The sequence below is a fragment of the Hylemonella gracilis str. Niagara R genome, assembly GCF_000600295.1.
GTDB classification, from domain to species: domain Bacteria; phylum Pseudomonadota; class Gammaproteobacteria; order Burkholderiales; family Burkholderiaceae_C; genus Hylemonella; species Hylemonella gracilis_A.
On record NZ_JEMG01000001.1, the window covers coordinates 676,761 to 695,363 of the forward strand.

At 67.5% G+C, this 18,603-nt stretch carries 16 protein-coding genes; 8 read left to right on the forward strand and 8 right to left on the reverse strand.

All coding sequences use genetic code 11. The features are described 5' to 3' along the window. The first annotated feature begins 89 nt into the window (after positions 1 to 89). Positions 90 to 2,003, forward strand: coding sequence for a phosphomethylpyrimidine synthase ThiC (thiC, locus tag AZ34_RS03105; RefSeq protein ID WP_035604675.1), 1,914 nt, complete (start codon positions 90 to 92; stop codon positions 2,001 to 2,003). Between the two features lie 84 nt (positions 2,004 to 2,087). Here the strand turns inward: thiC and AZ34_RS03110 are convergent, their stop codons facing one another. Beyond that, positions 2,088 to 2,843 carry an SDR family oxidoreductase gene (locus AZ34_RS03110; RefSeq protein WP_035604678.1) on the reverse strand — a complete coding sequence of 252 codons (756 nt, stop codon included), beginning with the start codon at positions 2,841 to 2,843 and terminating at the stop codon, positions 2,088 to 2,090. A 99-nt stretch (positions 2,844 to 2,942) separates the two neighbouring features. Between AZ34_RS03110 and AZ34_RS03115 the strand changes: the two genes are divergently transcribed. Next, positions 2,943 to 3,881, forward strand: coding sequence for an AraC family transcriptional regulator (locus AZ34_RS03115; protein WP_035604682.1), 939 nt, complete (start codon positions 2,943 to 2,945; stop codon positions 3,879 to 3,881). On the opposite strand, the gene AZ34_RS03120 is transcribed toward AZ34_RS03115, so the two are convergent. Next, positions 3,878 to 5,023 (reverse strand): AraC family transcriptional regulator, encoded by a 1,146-nt coding sequence (locus tag AZ34_RS03120; protein WP_035604685.1) that lies wholly within the window; start codon positions 5,021 to 5,023, stop codon positions 3,878 to 3,880. The two genes, AZ34_RS03115 and AZ34_RS03120, sit on opposite strands and share 4 nt — an antisense overlap. Positions 5,024 to 5,253: 230 nt before the next feature. Here AZ34_RS03120 and AZ34_RS03125 point away from each other — a divergent pair, with 230 nt between their 5' ends. The 6 genes from AZ34_RS03125 to AZ34_RS03150 all read left to right on the forward strand — a co-directional run bounded on the left by AZ34_RS03125 (position 5,254) and on the right by AZ34_RS03150 (position 13,584). Continuing rightward, a complete protein-coding gene (locus tag AZ34_RS03125) occupies positions 5,254 to 6,435 on the forward strand; it encodes an isovaleryl-CoA dehydrogenase (protein ID WP_035604687.1) in 1,182 nt (393 codons plus the stop codon). A 52-nt stretch (positions 6,436 to 6,487) separates the two neighbouring features. Further along, positions 6,488 to 8,116, forward strand: a complete 1,629-nt coding sequence (locus tag AZ34_RS03130) for a carboxyl transferase domain-containing protein (protein ID WP_035604690.1) — start codon at positions 6,488 to 6,490, stop codon at positions 8,114 to 8,116. 31 nt (positions 8,117 to 8,147) lie between these two features. Next, positions 8,148 to 8,936 carry an enoyl-CoA hydratase/isomerase family protein gene (locus tag AZ34_RS03135; RefSeq protein WP_051509490.1) on the forward strand — a complete coding sequence of 263 codons (789 nt, stop codon included), beginning with the start codon at positions 8,148 to 8,150 and terminating at the stop codon, positions 8,934 to 8,936. 130 nt (positions 8,937 to 9,066) lie between these two features. Beyond that, the gene (locus AZ34_RS03140) at positions 9,067 to 11,208 is read left to right on the forward strand and encodes an acetyl/propionyl/methylcrotonyl-CoA carboxylase subunit alpha (RefSeq protein WP_035604692.1); all 2,142 of its coding nucleotides are present in this window, start codon (positions 9,067 to 9,069) and stop codon (positions 11,206 to 11,208) included. A 53-nt stretch (positions 11,209 to 11,261) separates the two neighbouring features. Further along, positions 11,262 to 12,194: a hydroxymethylglutaryl-CoA lyase gene (locus tag AZ34_RS03145; protein ID WP_035604694.1), complete on the forward strand. Its 933-nt coding sequence runs from the start codon at positions 11,262 to 11,264 to the stop codon at positions 12,192 to 12,194. Positions 12,195 to 12,402: 208 nt separating this feature from the next. After that, positions 12,403 to 13,584 (forward strand): acetyl-CoA C-acyltransferase, encoded by a 1,182-nt coding sequence (locus tag AZ34_RS03150; protein WP_035604696.1) that lies wholly within the window; start codon positions 12,403 to 12,405, stop codon positions 13,582 to 13,584. A gap of 107 nt (positions 13,585 to 13,691) precedes the next feature. Here the strand turns inward: AZ34_RS03150 and AZ34_RS03155 are convergent, their stop codons facing one another. From AZ34_RS03155 to AZ34_RS03180, 6 genes are all read right to left on the reverse strand, one after another. After that, complete coding sequence (locus tag AZ34_RS03155; protein ID WP_035604698.1) at positions 13,692 to 14,459, reverse strand: SDR family NAD(P)-dependent oxidoreductase; 768 nt, start codon at positions 14,457 to 14,459, stop codon at positions 13,692 to 13,694. Between the two features lie 71 nt (positions 14,460 to 14,530). Next, entirely contained in the window at positions 14,531 to 15,280 is a 750-nt protein-coding gene (locus AZ34_RS03160) for a sulfite exporter TauE/SafE family protein (protein ID WP_035604701.1), read from the reverse strand. A gap of 61 nt (positions 15,281 to 15,341) precedes the next feature. Then, on the reverse strand, positions 15,342 to 16,133 hold the full coding sequence (locus tag AZ34_RS03165; RefSeq protein ID WP_051509491.1) for an amino acid ABC transporter ATP-binding protein: 792 nt from the start codon (positions 16,131 to 16,133) through the stop codon (positions 15,342 to 15,344). Further along, positions 16,126 to 16,803, reverse strand: a complete 678-nt coding sequence (locus AZ34_RS03170; RefSeq protein WP_035604704.1) for an amino acid ABC transporter permease — start codon at positions 16,801 to 16,803, stop codon at positions 16,126 to 16,128. The genes AZ34_RS03165 and AZ34_RS03170 overlap by 8 nt, the downstream gene beginning before the upstream one ends. 14 nt (positions 16,804 to 16,817) lie before the next feature. Further along, the gene (locus tag AZ34_RS03175; protein WP_035604706.1) at positions 16,818 to 17,459 is read right to left on the reverse strand and encodes an amino acid ABC transporter permease; all 642 of its coding nucleotides are present in this window, start codon (positions 17,457 to 17,459) and stop codon (positions 16,818 to 16,820) included. Between the two features lie 78 nt (positions 17,460 to 17,537). Beyond that, positions 17,538 to 18,440 (reverse strand): transporter substrate-binding domain-containing protein, encoded by a 903-nt coding sequence (locus tag AZ34_RS03180; protein ID WP_081767055.1) that lies wholly within the window; start codon positions 18,438 to 18,440, stop codon positions 17,538 to 17,540. Positions 18,441 to 18,603: the final 163 nt, after the last annotated feature.

Sequence of the window (18,603 nt, forward strand, 5' to 3'; positions counted from 1 at the left end):
TTTCCCCGCCATCCACGGTTCGCGTTCGATGAACCATCGCGCAGATCGTCCGCTCCGAGCAATTTCTCAACTTGCACGGAGACTGACTGATGAACGCACCGGATCGCCTCGACCAATTCCTCTCCCTCACGCGCGCGCCCTTGCCGGCCTCGCGCAAAACCTGGCTGCCGGGTTCGCGGCCGGACCTGCGCGTGCCCCTGCGCGAGATTTCGCTGAGCAACGGCGAGCGTGTCACGGTCTACGACACTTCGGGGCCGTACACAGACCCGCAAGCCGCCATCGACGTGCGCAAGGGCCTGCCCGCGCTGCGCGAACGCTGGATTGCCGAGCGTGGTGACACCGAGTCCTACATGGGCCGTGCGCCCTACGCGCTGGACGATGGCCTCAAGCGGGGCGAGACCGATGCCCTGGCCGTGCTGCGCGCCGAGGCCGCAGGTTTGCAGCGCGCACCCCGCCGCGCTCGCGCGGCATCTTTGTCCGGGGCGAAGGTGGGCGCCAACGTTACCCAGATGCACTACGCGCGTCGTGGCATCGTCACGCCCGAAATGGAATACGTGGCGCTGCGCGAAAACCAGCGCCTGGAATGGACGCGCGCCTACATGGCCGACGCCGCGCGCGAACAACGCCTGGCCGGCCACAGTTTCGGTGCCAGCATTCCGAGCGTGGTGACGCCCGAGTTCGTGCGCGACGAGGTGGCGCGCGGGCGCGCCATCATTCCGGCCAACATCAACCACCCCGAGCTGGAGCCCATGGCCATCGGGCGCAACTTCCTGGTCAAGGTCAACGCCAACATCGGCAACTCGGCGGTGACTTCCAGCATTGAGGAGGAAGTGGAAAAACTCGTCTGGGCCACCCGCTGGGGCGCGGACACGGTGATGGACCTCTCCACCGGACAGTACATTCACACGACGCGGGACTGGATCGTGCGCAACTCGCCCGTGCCCATCGGCACCGTGCCCATCTACCAGGCGCTGGAGAAAGTGGGCGGCGTGGCCGAGGACCTGACCTGGGACATCTTCCGCGACACGCTGATCGAACAGGCCGAGCAAGGCGTGGACTACTTCACCATCCACGCCGGCGTGCGCCTGCCCTTCATCCACCTGACGGCCAACCGTGTCACAGGCATCGTCTCGCGCGGCGGCTCCATCATGGCCAAGTGGTGCATTGCGCACCACCAGGAGAGCTTTCTCTACACGCACTTCGAAGACATCTGCGAGATCATGAAGGCCTACGACGTGAGCTTCTCGCTCGGCGACGGCCTGCGCCCCGGCAGCGGCGCGGACGCCAACGACGAAGCCCAGTTTGCCGAGTTGCGCACCTTGGGCGAGCTGACCCAGATCGCCTGGAAGCACGAGGTGCAGACCATGATCGAAGGCCCCGGCCACGTGCCCATGCACCTGGTGCAGGCGAACATGACGGAGCAGCTCAAGCACTGCGGTGAAGCACCGTTCTACACGCTGGGTCCGTTGACCACGGACATCGCACCGGGCTACGACCACATCACGAGTGGCATCGGCGCAGCCATGATCGGCTGGTTCGGCACGGCCATGCTCTGCTACGTCACACCCAAGGAACACCTGGGCCTGCCCGACCGCGAGGACGTGAAGACCGGCCTCATCACCTACAAGATTGCTGCGCATGCAGCAGACGTGGCCAAGGGCCACCCGGGCGCGCGGGCGCGCGACGATGCGCTGTCCAAGGCGCGTTTCGAGTTCCGCTGGATGGACCAGTTCAACCTCTCGCTGGACCCGGACACCGCGCAGAAATTCCACGATGAAACCCTGCCCAAGGACGCGGCCAAGGTGGCGCATTTCTGCTCCATGTGCGGGCCGAAGTTCTGCTCGATGAAGATCACGCAGGAGGTGCGTGAATTCGCCAAGACGCAGGGTGTGAGCGAAGGCGAGGCACTGGACGCGGGCATGGCGCAGAAGTCGGCCGAGTTCCGCCGCCAGGGCGCGGAGATCTACATCCCGGTCGAGCCGGTGAAGCCCTCCTCGCGTTGAACGTGCCGAGGCTCACGCTGACGTCCTCGCCCATGTCTTCGTACTTGCCCGGGCGCATCGTCGTACCTGGGCGGCCTCTCGGAGTCAGGCGGCCGCCAGTGCCAGCGCGTCAGCACCCGCGGGCAGGCGCATCGGCGCGGCCGGGTCCGTCACGGCTCGCCACACGGCTTCAGTGACGTCTCTGGCTTGCGTGACGGGCGTGTCAGCGTCACGCATCGCGGCGAACATTCGGGCCTGGAAGTCGGTGTACGCCGCGTGGGGTTCACCGGTCATGCGCTGGCGGGCGTTGTCGCCGAAGCGGGTCTCGGGCGCGCGGCCCGGCAGAACGAGCCGCACGCGGATGCCGAAGGGCGCCAGCTCCAGCGCCAGCGACTCGGTGAACGCGTTCACCGCCGCCTTGCTGCTGGTATAGACCGACAGCAGCGGCAGGGGCTTGAGCGTCACGCTCGAGGTCACGTTCACGATAACGCCCGCTTTCCGTTGCCGCAATTGCGGCAGCACGGCTTGCGTCATCGCCATCGTGCCCAGCGTGTTGGTTTCGAAGAGCACGCGTGCTTGGTCCAGGGTCACGCCCTCCAGGGGGGCCAGCAGACCGATGCCCGCGTTGTTGACCAGGGCGTCGATCGGTCCGGCGGCCTCGACGCACTGGCGGATGCTGGTCGCGTCGGTCACGTCGAGCGGCAGCACCCGCAGCCGCTCCGAGCGCGGCAGCAGGTCGTCGCGCGGCGTGCGCATCGTCGCGATCACGTGCCAGCCCTGGGCTAGAAAGAAACGCGCGGTGTCGAGGCCGAAACCGGACGAGCAGCCCGTGATCAGGATGGTGGAAGTAGAGGAGGACATCACAAACTCCGTCGGGTGGTTGCAGAAGTCCAGACGATAAGGCGCAAGAGCAGGACTTTCTATAATGAAAAGTCCATCTATTTGTAGAGATAGTACGGAATGACCGACCCTCTGGCAGAAGTCGTCTCCCTGCTGAAGCCGCGCGCGCTCTTGTCCAAGCTCGTCGTGGCGTCGGCTCCCTGGGCCGTGCGCCGCGCCGAATTGGGCCGCCCCTTCTACATGGTCGTGCTGGAAGGCCGCTGTTTTCTGACGGTGGATGGCGAACAAGGTGGCCAGGCGGGCGGCAAAGCGGGGGGTGAAACCATCACGCTGAACGAGGGCGACTTTGTGCTGATCCCCGCAGCACGCGGTTTCGCGACATCCAGCCTCGACCGACTGCCACCCCGCGCTGGCGTAGCGGTCGCCACGCCGGTGGTGCCCATGCCTGGGGGCGCCCGGGTCGGCGACCCGGCGGGCGCGGTGGATGTGCGTCTGCTGGTCGGCCATTGTGAGTTCGGCTCACCCGACGCCGCGCTGCTGGTGCCCTTGCTGCCCCGGTGGCTGCACGTGCAAGGCGAAAGCCGCCTTGCGACGCTGGCCCGGTGGGTCGGCGAAGAGTCCCGCGCCGACCGGCCCGCGCGCGAGATCGTCATGGCCCGGTTGCTCGAAGTGCTGCTCGTGGAAGCTTTCCGTTCGACGGCCAGCGTGGCCGCGTCGCCGGGGCTGGTGCGCGGCCTGGCCGATCCCAGGCTCGCGCTGGCCCTGCGCCGCATGCACGAGCGCCCCGCCGACGGGTGGAGCGTCGCGCAACTCGCGCGCGAGGCGGCGCTGTCCCGTTCGGCTTTCTTCGAGCGATTCCAGCGCGCCGTCGGCATGGCGCCGATGAGCTACCTGCTGGCCTGGCGCATGGCGCTGGCCAAGCAGTGGTTGCGCCAGGGTGAGTTGGCCATCGCAGCCATCGCCGAGCGCATCGGCTACGGCTCAGTCAGTGCCTTCGGTGCGGCTTTCACGCGGTACGTGGGCATGCCACCCGGGCGCTACGCCCGACGACAGACCTAGCGCGGTTCCGGCGTTGGCGCCTGCGCCTGGCGACGAAACTCCGAGGGACTGAGGCCCGTCCAGGCGCGGAAGGCACGGGCGAAGCTCTTCTCGTTACGAAAGCCTGCCGCCAGCGCGACCTGCTTGATGGCGCGCGGGGTGCGCCGCAGCAGGTCCTCGGCCTGGCCGCGGCGTGCCTCGTCCTTCAGTGCTTGCAAGGTGAGGCCCTCGGCTTGCAGCTGCCGGTGCAGGGTGCGTGGAGACATGTGCAGTCGTGCCGCCAGTGCCTGCGCGGTCTGCGGCGGGGCATGGCCTGCATGGGAACCTGAGGTTGACCCCATGCCCGATCCCACGCTCGCACCGATGCCATGTGGGCGCAAAGCCTCGCGCACCTGCTGGCCCAGCAGGCGGTCGCGCCGGTAGGGGCGCACCGTCAGCGGCAGAGCACGCTGGAGCATGGTGCGCAGCGCGGCTTCGTCGCGCCGCAGGGGCAGGGCCAGATAACTCGCGTCGAAGGAGAAACCGGCTTGTGTCACTCTCGCCTGGGGCGCGTCGAAACGCACGGGCCCGGAGAACATCAACGCGTATGCGTCGGCATGCGCGGGCGCGGCATACGGGAAACACACCGAGCGCAGGGCCAGGCCCGAGTCGACGGCCCAGCTCGCGTAACCGAGCAGAAAGCGCAGCGTGGACACCAGGCAGAACTCGCGCAGTTCGGGGGCCGGAAAGACGCCGGGGCGCCGCTCCTCGAGCCACACCGAGGCCAGGCCTTGCGCGACTTCCAGGCGCAAGGCGAGGTCATCCACCAGCAGGCGGTGGTGGCGGCACCAGCGCTTGAGCGCCACACCCAGGTCGGGCGCCGTGATGGATGCACGGCACAGCAGCCCGTGGCTGCCCCAGGGCAGCCTGCGACTGAACCAACCCAGGGCCTCGTCGTCCAGTTCCTGCATGGCGTGCGCGTTCAGGGTTTCGAACTGCGCGGCGCTCACGCGGGCATCCGCGCGAGCCAATTCTGCTGGCGTGATTTGTGCCGATCGCAGGGCCGCCGTCGGGTCCGCACCCTGATTTGTGTAGGCCTGGACGATGGCCCGCACAAAAGCCATGGGCGTGGCGGCCCTGGCTGATCTCGTCGCGGCGTTGGCGTTTCTGACGGGGCGGGCCATGGTGAACGGAGGTCCGTATCGGAGGTGAGGGCTGGGCGGTGCGGCCCCCCCGGGGCTTACCCTGGGTTTGCCACGGTGGCGTGATTTGCAACCATTCTGGCACCAAATGCGACGCCGTCCGGCCTAAGCTGTGGCGCAAAACAAAGGGGCCGACCCGACCCAGGAGGCCCTGGTCAAAAGATTGCAACGATCAGGCCGTTTCCAAGACGAAAGGCCGAGGAGACCAGCGCATGCCCGCCCGCCCACTGCCCGGCCTGGACTTCGGTCTGGGCGACACCTTGAACGAATTGCGCCATGCCGTGGCGGATTTCTGCGCCCTGGAGATCGCGCCGCGCGCCGCCGCCATCGACCGGGACAACCATTTCCCGCGCGAGCTTTGGGCTCGGCTTGGCAGCATCGGCCTGCACGGCATGACGGTGGCCGAGGAATACGGCGGTGTCGATCTCGGCTACCTGGCCCACATCATCGCCATGGAAGAGATTTCGCGCGCCTCTGCCTCGGTGGGCCTCTCCTACGGCGCGCATTCCAACCTCTGCGTCAACCAGATCCACCGCAACGGCAACGCAGAGCAGAAGAAACGATACCTGCCCAAGCTGGTCAGCGGCGAGCATGTCGGTGCGCTGGCCATGAGCGAACCCAATGCGGGCAGCGACGTGGTGAGCATGAAGCTCAAGGCTGAGAAGAAGGGCGGCTACTACGTGCTCAACGGCGGCAAGATGTGGATCACCAACGGCGGGGATGCCGACGTGCTGGTCGTTTACGCCAAGACAGACGCCGAGCTGGGTGCCCGCGGCATGACCGCCTTCATCGTCGAAAAAGGGTTGCCCGGCTTCACGCACGGCGCCAAGCTGGACAAGCTGGGCATGCGCGGCAGCAACACCTACCCGCTGTTCTTCGACCGCTGCGAAGTGCCCGAGGCCAATGTGCTGGGTGGCGAGGGAAAGGGCGCCCAGGTGCTGATGAGTGGGCTGGACTATGAACGCGCCGTGCTCAGCGGCGGGCCGCTGGGCATCATGGCCGCCTGCATGGACGTGGTGCTGCCCTATGTGCACGAGCGACAGCAGTTCGGCCAGCGCATCGGCGAGTTCCAGCTCATGCAGGGCAAGTTGGCCGACATGTACAGCACCTGGCAGGCCTGCCGGGCTTATGTCTACGCCCTGGGCCGGGCCTGCGACAGTGCCACGCACGCGCGCAGCCTGCGCAAGGACGCTGCGGGCGCCATCCTCTACGCGGCGGAAAAAGCCACCTGGATGGCGGGCGAAGCCGTCCAGGCCCTGGGCGGCGTGGGCTACACCCGCGACTTTCCGGTCGAACGGCTGTGGCGCGACGCCAAGCTCTACGAGATTGGCGCGGGTACGTCGGAGATCCGCCGCATGCTGATCGGCCGTGAACTGTTTGCCGAGACGGCCTGACCCCAGCAGAGCCAGGGCAGCACGGATCACCGATTGCACAACACCGGTCGACATGAGCAAGCTCAATTCCCAACTCAACCCGCGCTCGGAATCCTTTCAAGCCAATGCCGCCGCCATGCGGTCGCTGGTGGATGACTTGCGCGCGCAGTTCGCCCGTGTGGAAGCGGGTGGCGGTGAAGCGGCCCGCGCCAAGCATGTCGCGCGCGGCAAGCTGCTGCCGCGCGAGCGCGTGCAACAACTGCTGGACCCGGGCTCGCCCTTCCTCGAAATCGCGCCGCTGGCCGCGCACGCCATGTACGACGGCGAAGCGCCGGGCGCGGGCCTGATCGCGGGCATCGGTCGCGTGAGTGGCGTGGACTGCATGATCGTCTGCAACGACGCCACGGTGAAGGGCGGTACCTATTACCCCATGACGGTCAAGAAGCACCTGCGCGCGCAGGAGATTGCTGAAGCCAACCGCTTGCCCTGCATCTACCTGGTCGATTCGGGCGGGGCCAACCTGCCCAACCAGGACGAAGTGTTTCCTGACCGCGATCACTTTGGCCGCATCTTCTACAACCAGGCCCAGATGTCCGCGCAAGGCATCGCCCAGATCGCCGTGGTCATGGGCAGTTGCACGGCGGGTGGTGCTTACGTGCCGGCCATGAGCGACGAGTCCATCATCGTGCAAGGGCAGGGCACCATCTTCCTGGGCGGCCCGCCGCTGGTGAAAGCCGCCACGGGCGAGGTGGTCAGCGCGGAAGACCTGGGGGGCGGCGATGTGCACACGCGGCTCTCGGGCGTGGCCGACCACCTGGCCCGGGACGACCTGCACGCGCTGGCCCTGGCGCGGCAGGCCGTGGCGAACCTGAACGTCGCGCGCGAGGCCCCAACAACCGGTGCGGACCTCACGCCCAGGCCCCCTGCCTACGCCGCCGAAGAACTGCAGGGCCTCATCCCGATGGACGAGGCAGGCCAGCAAAGCCGCAAGCCTTTCGACGTGCGCGAGGTCATCGCCCGCATCGTCGATGGCTCCGAGTTCCACGAGTTCAAGGCCCGATTTGGCGCCACCCTGGTCTGCGGCTTCGCGCACATCGAGGGCATGCCGGTCGGCATCGTGGCGAACAACGGCATCCTGTTCAGCGAAAGCGCGCAGAAAGGTGCGCACTTCATTGAGCTGTGTGGCCAGCGCAAGGTCCCGCTGGTCTTTCTGCAGAACATCACGGGTTTCATGGTGGGCCGCAAAGTCGAGAACGAAGGCATCGCCCGCCACGGCGCCAAGATGGTGACGGCGGTGGCCACGGTCAACGTGCCCAAGTTCACCGTCATCATCGGCGGCAGTTTCGGCGCCGGCAACTACGGCATGTGCGGGCGGGCCTTCTCGCCACGTTTCCTCTGGATGTGGCCCAACGCGCGCATCGGCGTCATGGGCGGCGAGCAGGCCGCCAGCGTGCTGGCCACGGTCCGGCGCGATGGCATCGAAGCCAAGGGCGGGTTATGGAGCGCCGAGGAAGAAGCCGCCTTCAAGGCGCCCATCCAGGCGCAATACGAGGAACAAGGTCACCCCTATTACGCGACGGCGCGCCTCTGGGACGACGGCATCATCGACCCGGCCGACACCCGCCGCGTGCTGGCCCTGGGACTGGCGGCGGCGCGGCATGCGCCCATCCCCGAACCGAAGTTCGCAGTGTTCCGCATGTGAAGCTTCACGGGCGAATCAGGAGGCAAGGCGCATGAAAGACTTCATCACGCTGGACGTGGACCTGCACGGCCCCGTGGCGCGGATATGGCTGAATCAGCCCGAAACGCGCAACGCCTTTGACGATGCCCTCATCACCGGCCTCACGCGCGCCTTCACGCTTGCGGGCGAGGCGCGCGAGGTGCGTGTCGTGGTGCTGGGCGCGCACGGGACAGCCTTCTGCGCGGGCGCCAACCTGCGCTGGATGCAGCGCATGGCCGGCTACACGCGCGAGGACAACCTGGCCGACGCCGCCCGCTTGGCGGACATGCTGCGCACCATTGCCGAATGCCCCAAGCCCGTGATCGCGCGCGTGCAGGGCGATGCCTACGCGGGCGGCGTGGGCCTCGTGGCGGCCTGTGACATCGCCATCAGCACGGACACCGCGGGCTACTGCCTGAGCGAGACACGCATCGGCCTCGTGCCCGCGACCGTCAGCCCCTACGTGATGCGCGCCATGGGCACACGCGCCGCGCAGCGTTACTTCCTCACCGCCGAGCGCTTCGACGCCACCGAGGCCCATCGCATCGGCCTGGTCCATGAGGTGGTGAGTGCCGAGGGGCTGGATGCCAAGGTGGACGAACTGGCCCGTGCCCTGTGCGCCACCGGCCCGATGGCCGTGCGCGCCTGCAAGCGGCTGATCGCCGAAGTGGCCGGCCGCCCCATCGATCAGGCGCTGATCGACTGGACGGTCGAAGGCATCGCCGACATTCGCGCGAGCAGTGAAGGCCGCGAAGGCGTGCTGGCCTTTCTGGAAAAACGCAAGCCGTCCTGGCTGGGGTGATGGGAGTGCGGCATGTTTAAAAAGATCCTGATGGCGAATCGCGGGGACCAACGGCGCCGCCGCGCAGCAGCGAAGCTAAATCGCGTGGCACGCGCAGCGTGCGTGGGCGATTTCGCCGCGGGAGTGAGGTATGTTTAAGAAGATCCTCATTGCGAACCGCGGCGAAATCGCCTGCCGTGTCGCCGCGACCGCGCGGCGCATGGGCATCCGCACGGTGGCCGTGTATTCGGAGGCTGACGCGAACGCCAAGCATGTCCGCGCCTGCGACGAGGCCGTGGCCATCAGCGCCACGCCCGGCGGGAATGCACCGCGCGACAGTTACCTGCGCGTCGAAGCCATCCTGGCCGCTGCGCGCGCCACGGGGGCCGAGGCCATCCATCCTGGCTACGGTTTCCTGTCCGAGAACGAGGACTTCGCGCGGGCCTGCGCGGGCGCGGGCCTGGTCTTCATCGGCCCGCCGCCGTCCGCCATTCAAGCCATGGGTTTGAAGGCCGAGGCCAAGCGCCTGATGGAGCAGGCCGGTGTGCCATTGGTGCCCGGTTACCATGGTGCGGAACAGAGCCCCGAGCTGCTGCGGCGCGAGGCCGAGTCCATCGGCTACCCCGTGCTGATCAAGGCCAGCGCGGGCGGTGGCGGCAAGGGCATGCGCGTGGTCGAGCGCGCGCAGGATTTTGACGCCGCGCTCGAGGCCTGTCGACGTGAGGCCGCGCGCAGCTTCGGCGATGACGCGGTGCTGATCGAGAAATACCTGCGGCGTCCGCGTCACATCGAAATCCAGGTCTTCACCGATACCCAGGGCCAAGGGGTCTACCTGTTCGAGCGTGACTGCTCCGTGCAGCGCCGGCACCAGAAGGTGCTGGAGGAAGCGCCGGCCCCGGGCCTGTCCGATACCTTGCGCCGCCAGATGGGCCGCGCCGCGCTGAGCGCGGCGCAGGCCGTCGGTTACGTGGGCGCGGGCACGGTGGAGTTCATCGTCGAGCAGACGGGCGATGACGAAACGCCTGGGCAGACCGCGCCCGTGTCGGGGGCGGGCGCAGGCCACACGGCCCTGAAGTTCTACTTCATGGAGATGAACACCCGCCTGCAGGTCGAGCACCCGGTGACAGAAGCCATCACCGGCCTGGACCTGGTGGAGTGGCAGTTGCGCGTGGCGGCCGGTCAGTCCCTGCCTCTGACGCAGGAGCAGCTGCGCATCACCGGCCATGCCATCGAGGCGCGACTCTGTGCCGAGAATCCGGACACCGGTTTCTTGCCCGCCACCGGGCGCCTGGCTGTCTACCGCAAGCCGCCTGCCGCCTGCTTCACGCGGGCTGACGTGGGGACGGGGTTCGTGCGCGTGGACGATGGCGTGGAAGAGGGCGACGAGATCACGCCCTGGTACGACCCCATGATCGGCAAGCTCATCGTGCACGGCGCCACGCGCGAGGAGGCGCTGGCGCGGCTGGACGCGGCGCTGGCGCGGGTGCGCATCGTCGGCGTGGCCAACAACGTGCAGTTCCTGCGCCACGTGCTGGCCACCCCTTCCTTCGCCCGGGCCCGGCTGGACACGGGCCTGATCGAGCGCGAAAGCGCGCGCCTGTTTGGGCGCGAGCCGCTGAGCCTGCCCTTGCAGGTCGCGGCCGTGGTGGCGCGTGTGCTGGCGGACGAAGCCGACCAAGTCGTCGGCGCGCACCTCGGCACCCCGTTTTCACCCTACGCGCGACCGGATGGTTGGCGGGCCTGGGGTCAGGCCACGCGTCGCTTTGACTTCGTGGTTCATGAGCAGCTGGTACACGCGCTCTTGCGTTACGGGCCCGCCGAGCAACGGTACCTGACGGTCCGGTGGGGGGGCGAACTGGCCGAGGGCCCGCTGTCATTCCTGCCGCTGCCAGAGGGTTGGCTGGACCTGGGCTGGGCTGGCAAGCGCCACGGCGTGGCCGTCCACCGTCAGCAGGCGCACTGGCATGTCTTCACCGCCGAGGGTGCGGGTAGCATCGCGCAGTGTGACACTCTGAGCGATGCGCAGGTGACCCACGAGGTCACGGGACGGCTGGTGGCACCGATGCCAGGCAAGGTGCTGTCGTTCGCGGTCCGCCCAGGGGAGACCGTCCGCAAGGGGCAGGTCCTGGCCGTGATGGAAGCGATGAAGATGGAACACGCCATCACCGCTCCAACAGACGGCACGGTGGAGGCGCTGCTGTACGCCCCGGGGGATCAAGTGGCGGAGGGTGTGGAACTGCTCCGACTGTCGTCCGCCGTGTCGCAGCAGGAGTCCGTTCTGCCTGGCCATTGACAGGGTGATTTCGAGTTCGCGATGCTGGTGTTGCCCAGGTTCCGAGGTGCTGCATGAATCTTCCTTCCCGTGTTCGGCTTGTCGACGTCGGCCCGCGCGACGGTCTGCAAAACGAAAAGCAGGCCGTGCCCGCTGCGGTCAAGGTCGAACTCGTGCGGCGCCTGCAAGCGGCGGGCTTGCAGGAAATCGAGGTCACCAGCTTCGTCAGCCCCAAGTGGGTGCCGCAGATGGCTGACAACGCCGAGGTCATGCACGGTCTGCGGCGACCTCACGGCGCCCCCCGCGACGTGCGCTATTCGGTGTTGGTGCCGAACATGAAGGGCATGGAGGCGGCACTGACTGCGCCGCGCGAGGCATGGCCGGATGAAGTCGTCGTCTTCGGCTCGGCCAGCGAGGCCTTCAGCCAGAGGAACATCAACTGCTCCATCGCCGAAAGCATCGAGCGTTTCGCGCCCGTGGTCGCGCTGGCGCTGGAACAGGGTTTGGCGGTGCGTGGTGCCATGTCCTGCACGGTGGGTTGTCCGTACGAAGGCGAGGTCGCGCCCGAGCGCGTGGCGATGCTGGCCGGACTCATGAAGGGCATCGGCGTGCAGCGCGTGGACGTGGCCGACACCATCGGCGTGGGCACGCCGCTCAAGGTGCAACGCGCGATCGAGGCCACGTTGGCGCACTACGACATCGACGACATTTCGGGCCACTTCCACGACACCTACGGCCAGGCCCTGGCCAACACCTGCGCGGCGCTGGAGATGGGCGTCTGGAACTTCCAGTCTTCCGTGGCCGGCCTGGGCGGCTGCCCCTACGCCAAGGGCGCGACCGGCAATGTCGCGACGGAAGATGTGGTGTATCTGCTGCACGGCATGGGCATCGAGACGGGCATCGACCTGGATGCACTGGTCGACGTGGGGGTCTACATCAGTGCTGTGTTGGGGCGCGAACCGGTGTCGCGGGTGTCCAAGGCGGTGCGGGCGAAGCGCGCCGTCTGATCTCCATCCCGCAGCGAGTCGTTTGATCTGCCGGATACCAGTGGGTAATACGGCACGGGCATCGGGTAGTCCCCCCTACGTAGTGCTGCGGACCCGTGACCGTGGGTGCCGATGACGCCCTTTCGCGGCACAATCGCCGGACTTGGCCGCAGAGGTTCCGGTCTTCCAAGCTTTGTCATTCATGCGGCCCACACCCAAGGAGCACACCATGTCCGATCCCATCGTCATCGTCAGCAGCGCCCGCACGCCCATGGGCGCTTTCATGGGCGACTTCGCCTCCCTCGCGGCGCACGATCTGGGGGGCGCGGCCATCAAAGCGGCGGTGGCGCGCGCCGGCATCGCGCCCGAGCTGGTCAACGAGGCCATCATCGGCAACTGCCTGATGGCGGGCCAGGGCCAGGCGCCCGCGCGGCAGGCCGGTTTCAAGGGCGGGTTGCCCAAGACCACGGGCTCGGTCACGCTGTCCAAGATGTGCGGCTCAGGCCTGCGCGCCGCGATGTTCGCGCACGACATGCTGGCCGCGGGCACGGCGGACGTGGTCGTCGCGGGCGGCATGGAGAGCATGACCAACGCGCCCTACCTGCTGCTCAAGGGGCGCGGTGGCTACCGCATGGGGCATGAGAAGGTCTATGACCACATGATGCTCGACGGTCTGGAAGACGCCTACGAAGCGGGCCGCGCCATGGGCACTTTCGGCGAGGACTGCGCGGCCAAGTACAAGTTCACGCGCGAGGCGCAGGACGCCTTCGCCATCGAGAGCGTCAAGCGCGCGCAGGCCGCCACGACCAGCGGGGCCTTCAAGGCCGAGATCACGCCTGTGACAGTCAAGACGCGTGCCGGCGAATCCGTGGTCGAGATCGACGAAGGCCCGGGCAAGGCCAAGCTGGACAAGATCCCCACGCTCAAGCCTGCGTTCAAGAAAGACGGCACCATCACCGCCGCGTCCAGCTCGTCCATCAACGACGGCGCGGCCGCCCTGGTGATGATGCGCGAGTCCACCGCCAAGAAGCTGGGCTGCAAGCCCCTGGCCAAGGTCATGGGCCATGCCATCAACTCGCACGAACCCGAATGGTTCACCACCGCACCCATCGGCGCGACGCAGAAGGCGCTGGCCCGCGCGGGCTGGAGCGTGAAGGACGTGGACCTGTGGGAAGTCAATGAGGCCTTCGCCGTGGTGCCCATGGCGCTGATGGCGGAGCTGAAGGTGCCGCACGAAATCCTCAACGTCAACGGCGGCGCCTGCGCGCTGGGTCACCCGATCGGCGCCAGCGGTGCACGCATCCTGGTCACGCTGCTGCATGCGCTGCAGGCGCATGGCAAGAAGCGCGGCCTGGCCACGTTGTGCATCGGGGGCGGCGAGGGCGTGGCGATGGCGATCGAAAGGGTCTGAGGCCCCTGTGAGCGCTGCGCACCGGTTGCGCGTCGCCACGCTGCGCTCAACACAACGGACGCCGCATCCTCGCGAGCCAGCCTTGGGCCGGCTGCGGTGCGGGGGCTTCAGGCCGGGTCGCGGTCGATCGCGAAGGCGGACCAGGCCTGGCGCGTGGGCATCACCTCCAGGCGGTTGATGTTGATGTGGTCCGGCAGCGTGGCGACGTAGTAGATCTGCTCGGCGATGTCCTCGGCCGTCAGCGGTGTGGTGCCTCGGTAAAGCTTGTCGCTGGCGGCTTGGTCACCCCCGGTGCGCACCAGGGTGAATTCCGTCTCGGCCATGCCCGGCGCGATATCGGTCACGCGCACGCCGGTGCCTTGCAGGTCGCAGCGCAGGTTGTAGCTGAATTGCTGCACGAAAGCCTTGGTCGCCCCGTAGACATGGCCGCCCGGGTAGGGCCAGCTGCCCGCCACCGAACCCAGGTTGACGATGCTCGCGCCCGCGCCTGTTTGAAGCAGGGAGGGCAGTACCGCGTGCGTCACGTTCACCAGGCCCGTCACGTTGGTGTCGATCATGGTGTGCCAGTCCTTCAGCACCACTTTTTGTGCGGGGATGGGCGCCAGGGCCAGGCCCGCGTTGTTGACCAGGCAGCGCACCGGGCGAAAGGCAGCGGGCAGGGCCGCCACCATGGCGGCCACGGCGTCGGCGTCGCGCACGTCCAGCGTGGCGGTGTGCACCGCAGCCTTGCCCGCCAGTTCCTTCTTCAACTCTTCCAGGCGGTCGGTGCGTCGACCCGAGAGCACGAGCGACCAGCCCGCTTGCGCGAAACGTCGTGCCGTGGCGCGGCCAAAGCCCGAGGTGGCACCGGTGATGAAGACGACGGGTGGGTTCATGGTGAGATTCCTGAATGCGAAAGAAGCGAGGGGGACAAAAAAAGGGGTGTGGGATTGTGCGTGCGGCGTGATCAGACCAGCAATTGCCAGCCCGCGCGCCCGATCAGTAGCAGCGCGACCGCGCCCAGCACCAAAATACAGACGCGTCGGTAATGGGCCTGGCCGTAGCGCTCGAACAGGCGCTGACCCAACAGGATGCCCAGCACCTGGGCCGGCAGCGCCAGCGCCAGGTGGGGCAGAAAGCGTGCAGGCACACCGTCGAGCGCGAAGATGGTGGCGAGCGAGACGATGTTCTGGCCCAGGAAGACAAAGGTCATGCTGGCGCGTGCCGCCGTGGCCGCGAAATGACCGCTCAGAAAGTAAGCCACCAGTGGCGGGCCGCCCATGGCCGAGAAGCCGTTGAGCAGGCCCGAGCTGCCGCCTGCCACGACCGTGGCCACCGTGCCGGGCGCGCGTGCCGCGCGCCAACCCGAGAGCAGCAGCACGGCCGTGGCCAGCACGATCACACCGATGGCCAAGCGCCCAGCGTCCGCCGGCACGCCCACCAGCAGCCAGGCGCCCAAGGGCGCAACCAGTACGCTGCAGGCCAGCAGCGGCCTGACGCGGCGCCAGAGGATGTGGGGCCAGTCCGCGCGCAGGGTCTGCAGGCCCGAGAAGACCTGCAAGCCCATCATCACCGGGGCGATGGCCGCGGGCGGGAACATCAGGGAGAGGGCGGGCGTGGCGAACAAGGCGGCGCCGAAGCCGCTGAAGCCGCGCATCACACCCGCGGCGAAGATGGCCAGGCCCACGAAGGCCAAGGTCCAGACCGAGCCTTCCATGGCTCAGGCCCAGCCACGGCCCGATCGGGCCGCAGCGCTCAAGACGGATCGAAACACGTGCTTACTTGATGTCCAGTTCGAGAAATTTGCGCACCCGCTCGGTCTCCGGATTCGTGAAGAACTTGTCGGGGGCGCAGCGCTCGATGATTTTGCCTTGTTCCAGGAAGACCACCTGGTCGGACACGGCGCGGGCGAAATCCATCTCGTGCGTGACCACCATCATGGTGTAGCCGCCGCCCGCCAGGTCGCGCATGACGGCCAGCACCTCGCCCACGCGTTCGGGGTCCAGGGCCGAGGTCGGCTCGTCGAACAGCAGCACCTCGGGTTCGATGGCCAGCACGCGGGCAATGGCCACGCGCTGCTTCTGCCCGCCCGATAGCGTGTGCGGGTATTGCTCGGCCTTGTCGGCCATCCCGACCTTGGCCAGCAGGGCCAGGGCCTGCTCGCGCACCTGGGCCTTGGGCTTGCCCTGCACATGCACGGGCACTTCCATCACGTTCTGCAGCACGGTGAAATGCGGCCAGAGGTTGAAGCTCTGGAACACCATGCCCGTGCGCGCGCGCATCGCCGCCAGCGCGCGCGGCGACAGCGGTTTGCCGGTGCGGTCGTCCACACCCATGCGCGCGCCGCCGATGCGGATCTCGCCCCGGTCAGGTTGCTCCAGCCAATTCACGCAGCGCAGCAGGGTGGACTTGCCCGAGCCCGAGGAGCCGAGGATGCTGACCACCTCGCCCTTGGCCACGCTGAGGTCGATGTCGCGCAGGACTTCAACGCCGTTGAAACTCTTGGACAGGTGGCGGATCGACACCGCGGGCGTGGTGCCTGGCTGTGGGGTGGGCGTGTTCTCACTCATATTCAAGTCCTCGTTGCCGCCCGTAGCGTCCAAAGCGGCGCATCAGCGCGTCCACCGTGATGCCCAGTGCCCAGTACAGCGCCAGCACCAACACGAAAGCTTCCATGGGGATGAAATAACGCGAGGACATCGCGTTGGCTGCCGCGGTCAATTCGGTCACGGTGATGATGCCCAGGAAGGAGGTGTCCTTCAGGCACATGATCAGCAGGTTGCCGCTCTCCCCGCGCGTGCGCATCACCAATTGGGGCAGCACGATGCGCAGAAAGGCCTTGCCGCGCCGGTAACCGTGCGCATAGGCCGCGTCCAGTGAGCCGGTGGGCAACACCAGGCGCGCGCCGCGCAGCACCTCCGCGTAGTAAGCGGCGTAGTAGCAGGACAGACCCAGCAGCCCCGCGTCCCAAGCTTCCAGCCGGATACCCAGGCTGGGCAGGCCGTAGTACAGCAGGTAGATGAAGATCAGGAAGGGCAGCATGCGCAGCGCGTTGATGCCCAGCCGCAGCGTGCGGCGCGGCGCATTGTCGCGGCCTTCCAGCAGCCAAGCGAGCATGCAGCCCAACACGAAGCTCGCCGTCGCGGCAAGCACGAAGAGCAGAACCGTCGTGCCCAGGCCGCCGAGCAGCAGGTCGCGGTGTTCCCAGAGCGAGGTCCAGTTGTTGGGCGTGTCGGACATGGGGCGTGCGGTCCTTACATCGCGAGCCGGTGGGCGTTGCGTTGCGCGATGCCTTGCAGCTTCACCATCAGCGCGATCAAGGCCATGTAGATCACGGCCGCCGCGAGGATGGGGGGCAGCGGTTCGTAGGTGACGGCGGCGATGCGGTTGGTCACGCGCGTCAGGTCCACCATGCCGATGACAGCGATGGCCGGGCTGCCCTTGACCAGGAAGGTCATCTCGTTAATGAGGCCTGGCATGCTGGTGACCGTCATCTGCGGCAGCATGATGCGGCGGAAGGCCTGCAGGCGTGTCATGCCGCAGGCCAGGGCCGCTTCCAGCTGCTCACGCGAGAAACCCCGGAAGGCCGAGCGCCAGACCTCGGCGTTGAAGGCCGAGGTGTTGATGGTCAGCGCCAGCACGGCGGCGACCTCGCGGCTCATGGACCAGCCCATCTTGGGCGAGGCCAGGAAGATGAAGAGCACCAGCGTCACCAGGGGCGTGGCGCGCGCGAAGCTGATCCAGGCCGCCAGCAGTGGGTCCAGCAGCGGCACGCGGGCCATGCGCAGCAGCGCCAGGCCCAGGCCGATCATCACCCCCAGGCCGATGGCCAGGCCGGAAGTCCAGGCCGTGACCCAGGCCCCGGCGAACAGCATGCGCCAGGCTTGTTCGTCCATTTTGTTGGTCCGGCTTGCCGCTCGTACCCCGACTGTCGAAGGGCAGGCCTCGACAGGCGCGGCGCGAGCGGCGTGGTCTTACATGCCCGCGAGTTTCTTGAACTGCTCGAAGTTGGTGATGGGCTCGGTCGGCAGGGCCGGGAAGGCCTCGCCGAACCACTTCTTCTGCAGCTCAGCCAGGCGGCCGCTCTTGCGCAGTTCAGCCATGAACTCGGTCATCAGCTTGAGCAGTTCAGGGTTGTTCTTCGGGATAGGCCAGCCCGCAAAACCGCCGCCGGACACGGCCACGCCCTTGGCGAAGACCTTGGGCTTGGCGGCCACGATGGTGTTGGCCGGCACGACCGCGTCGATCACGTAGTCCAGGCGGCCATTGGCCAGGTCGGCCATGGCTTCGGGGTAGGAGGGGTACTCCACGACCTTGCCGAGTTTGCCGCCGACCTTTTTGAGCATGGCTTCCAGCTCGGGCAGGCGTGCCAGCAGAGCGCTGCCGGCCTGAACGCCCACGGTCTTGCCCGACAGCGTGGGGATGTCACCCAGGCTCTTGTCGCCCGCGCGCTTGATGTAGAAGTGCTGGGCCGAGGCGAAGGGCGGCGTGAAGTTGAAGACCTTCAAACGCTCTTCCGTCACCAGCGCGCCGGTGTAAGCCATGTCGTACTGGCCCGCCGCGACAGAGGCGAGCAAGCCGGTCCAGGGCAAGATTTCCTGCTGGACCTTGACGTTCTTCTTGGCCATGAACTTCTGCAGGTCAGCCAGCATGTCGGCATGGAAGCCCACGGGCTTGCCGTCCTGGATGAAGTTGAAGGGCTGGTAGTCGTCCTCGGTGGCGACCTTGAACACGCCTTTTTTTTGAATCTCGGCGAGGTCTGCCTGCGCTGGCAGCGCGGCGCAGCCCAGTGCGAACGCGATCGCCAGCATGCGGGCAAGGGTGCGGGTGCTGCCGTGCAAGGAGGCAAGGACGGAAGAAGCGGTCAAGGGGGCCATGGTTGCTCCGGTCGGTCGTTGAGGATGCACTGCTTCATGCAAGGTTCGGGCCTTGGGCGACGCACGGCGGTCCGACCGGGGGCTGGTGATGGTGACAGTTGCGAGTGCTGTTTTGGACAGTTGCGCCGCAGGCCGCGTCGCCACGGGCATGCGGCGCGTGCCT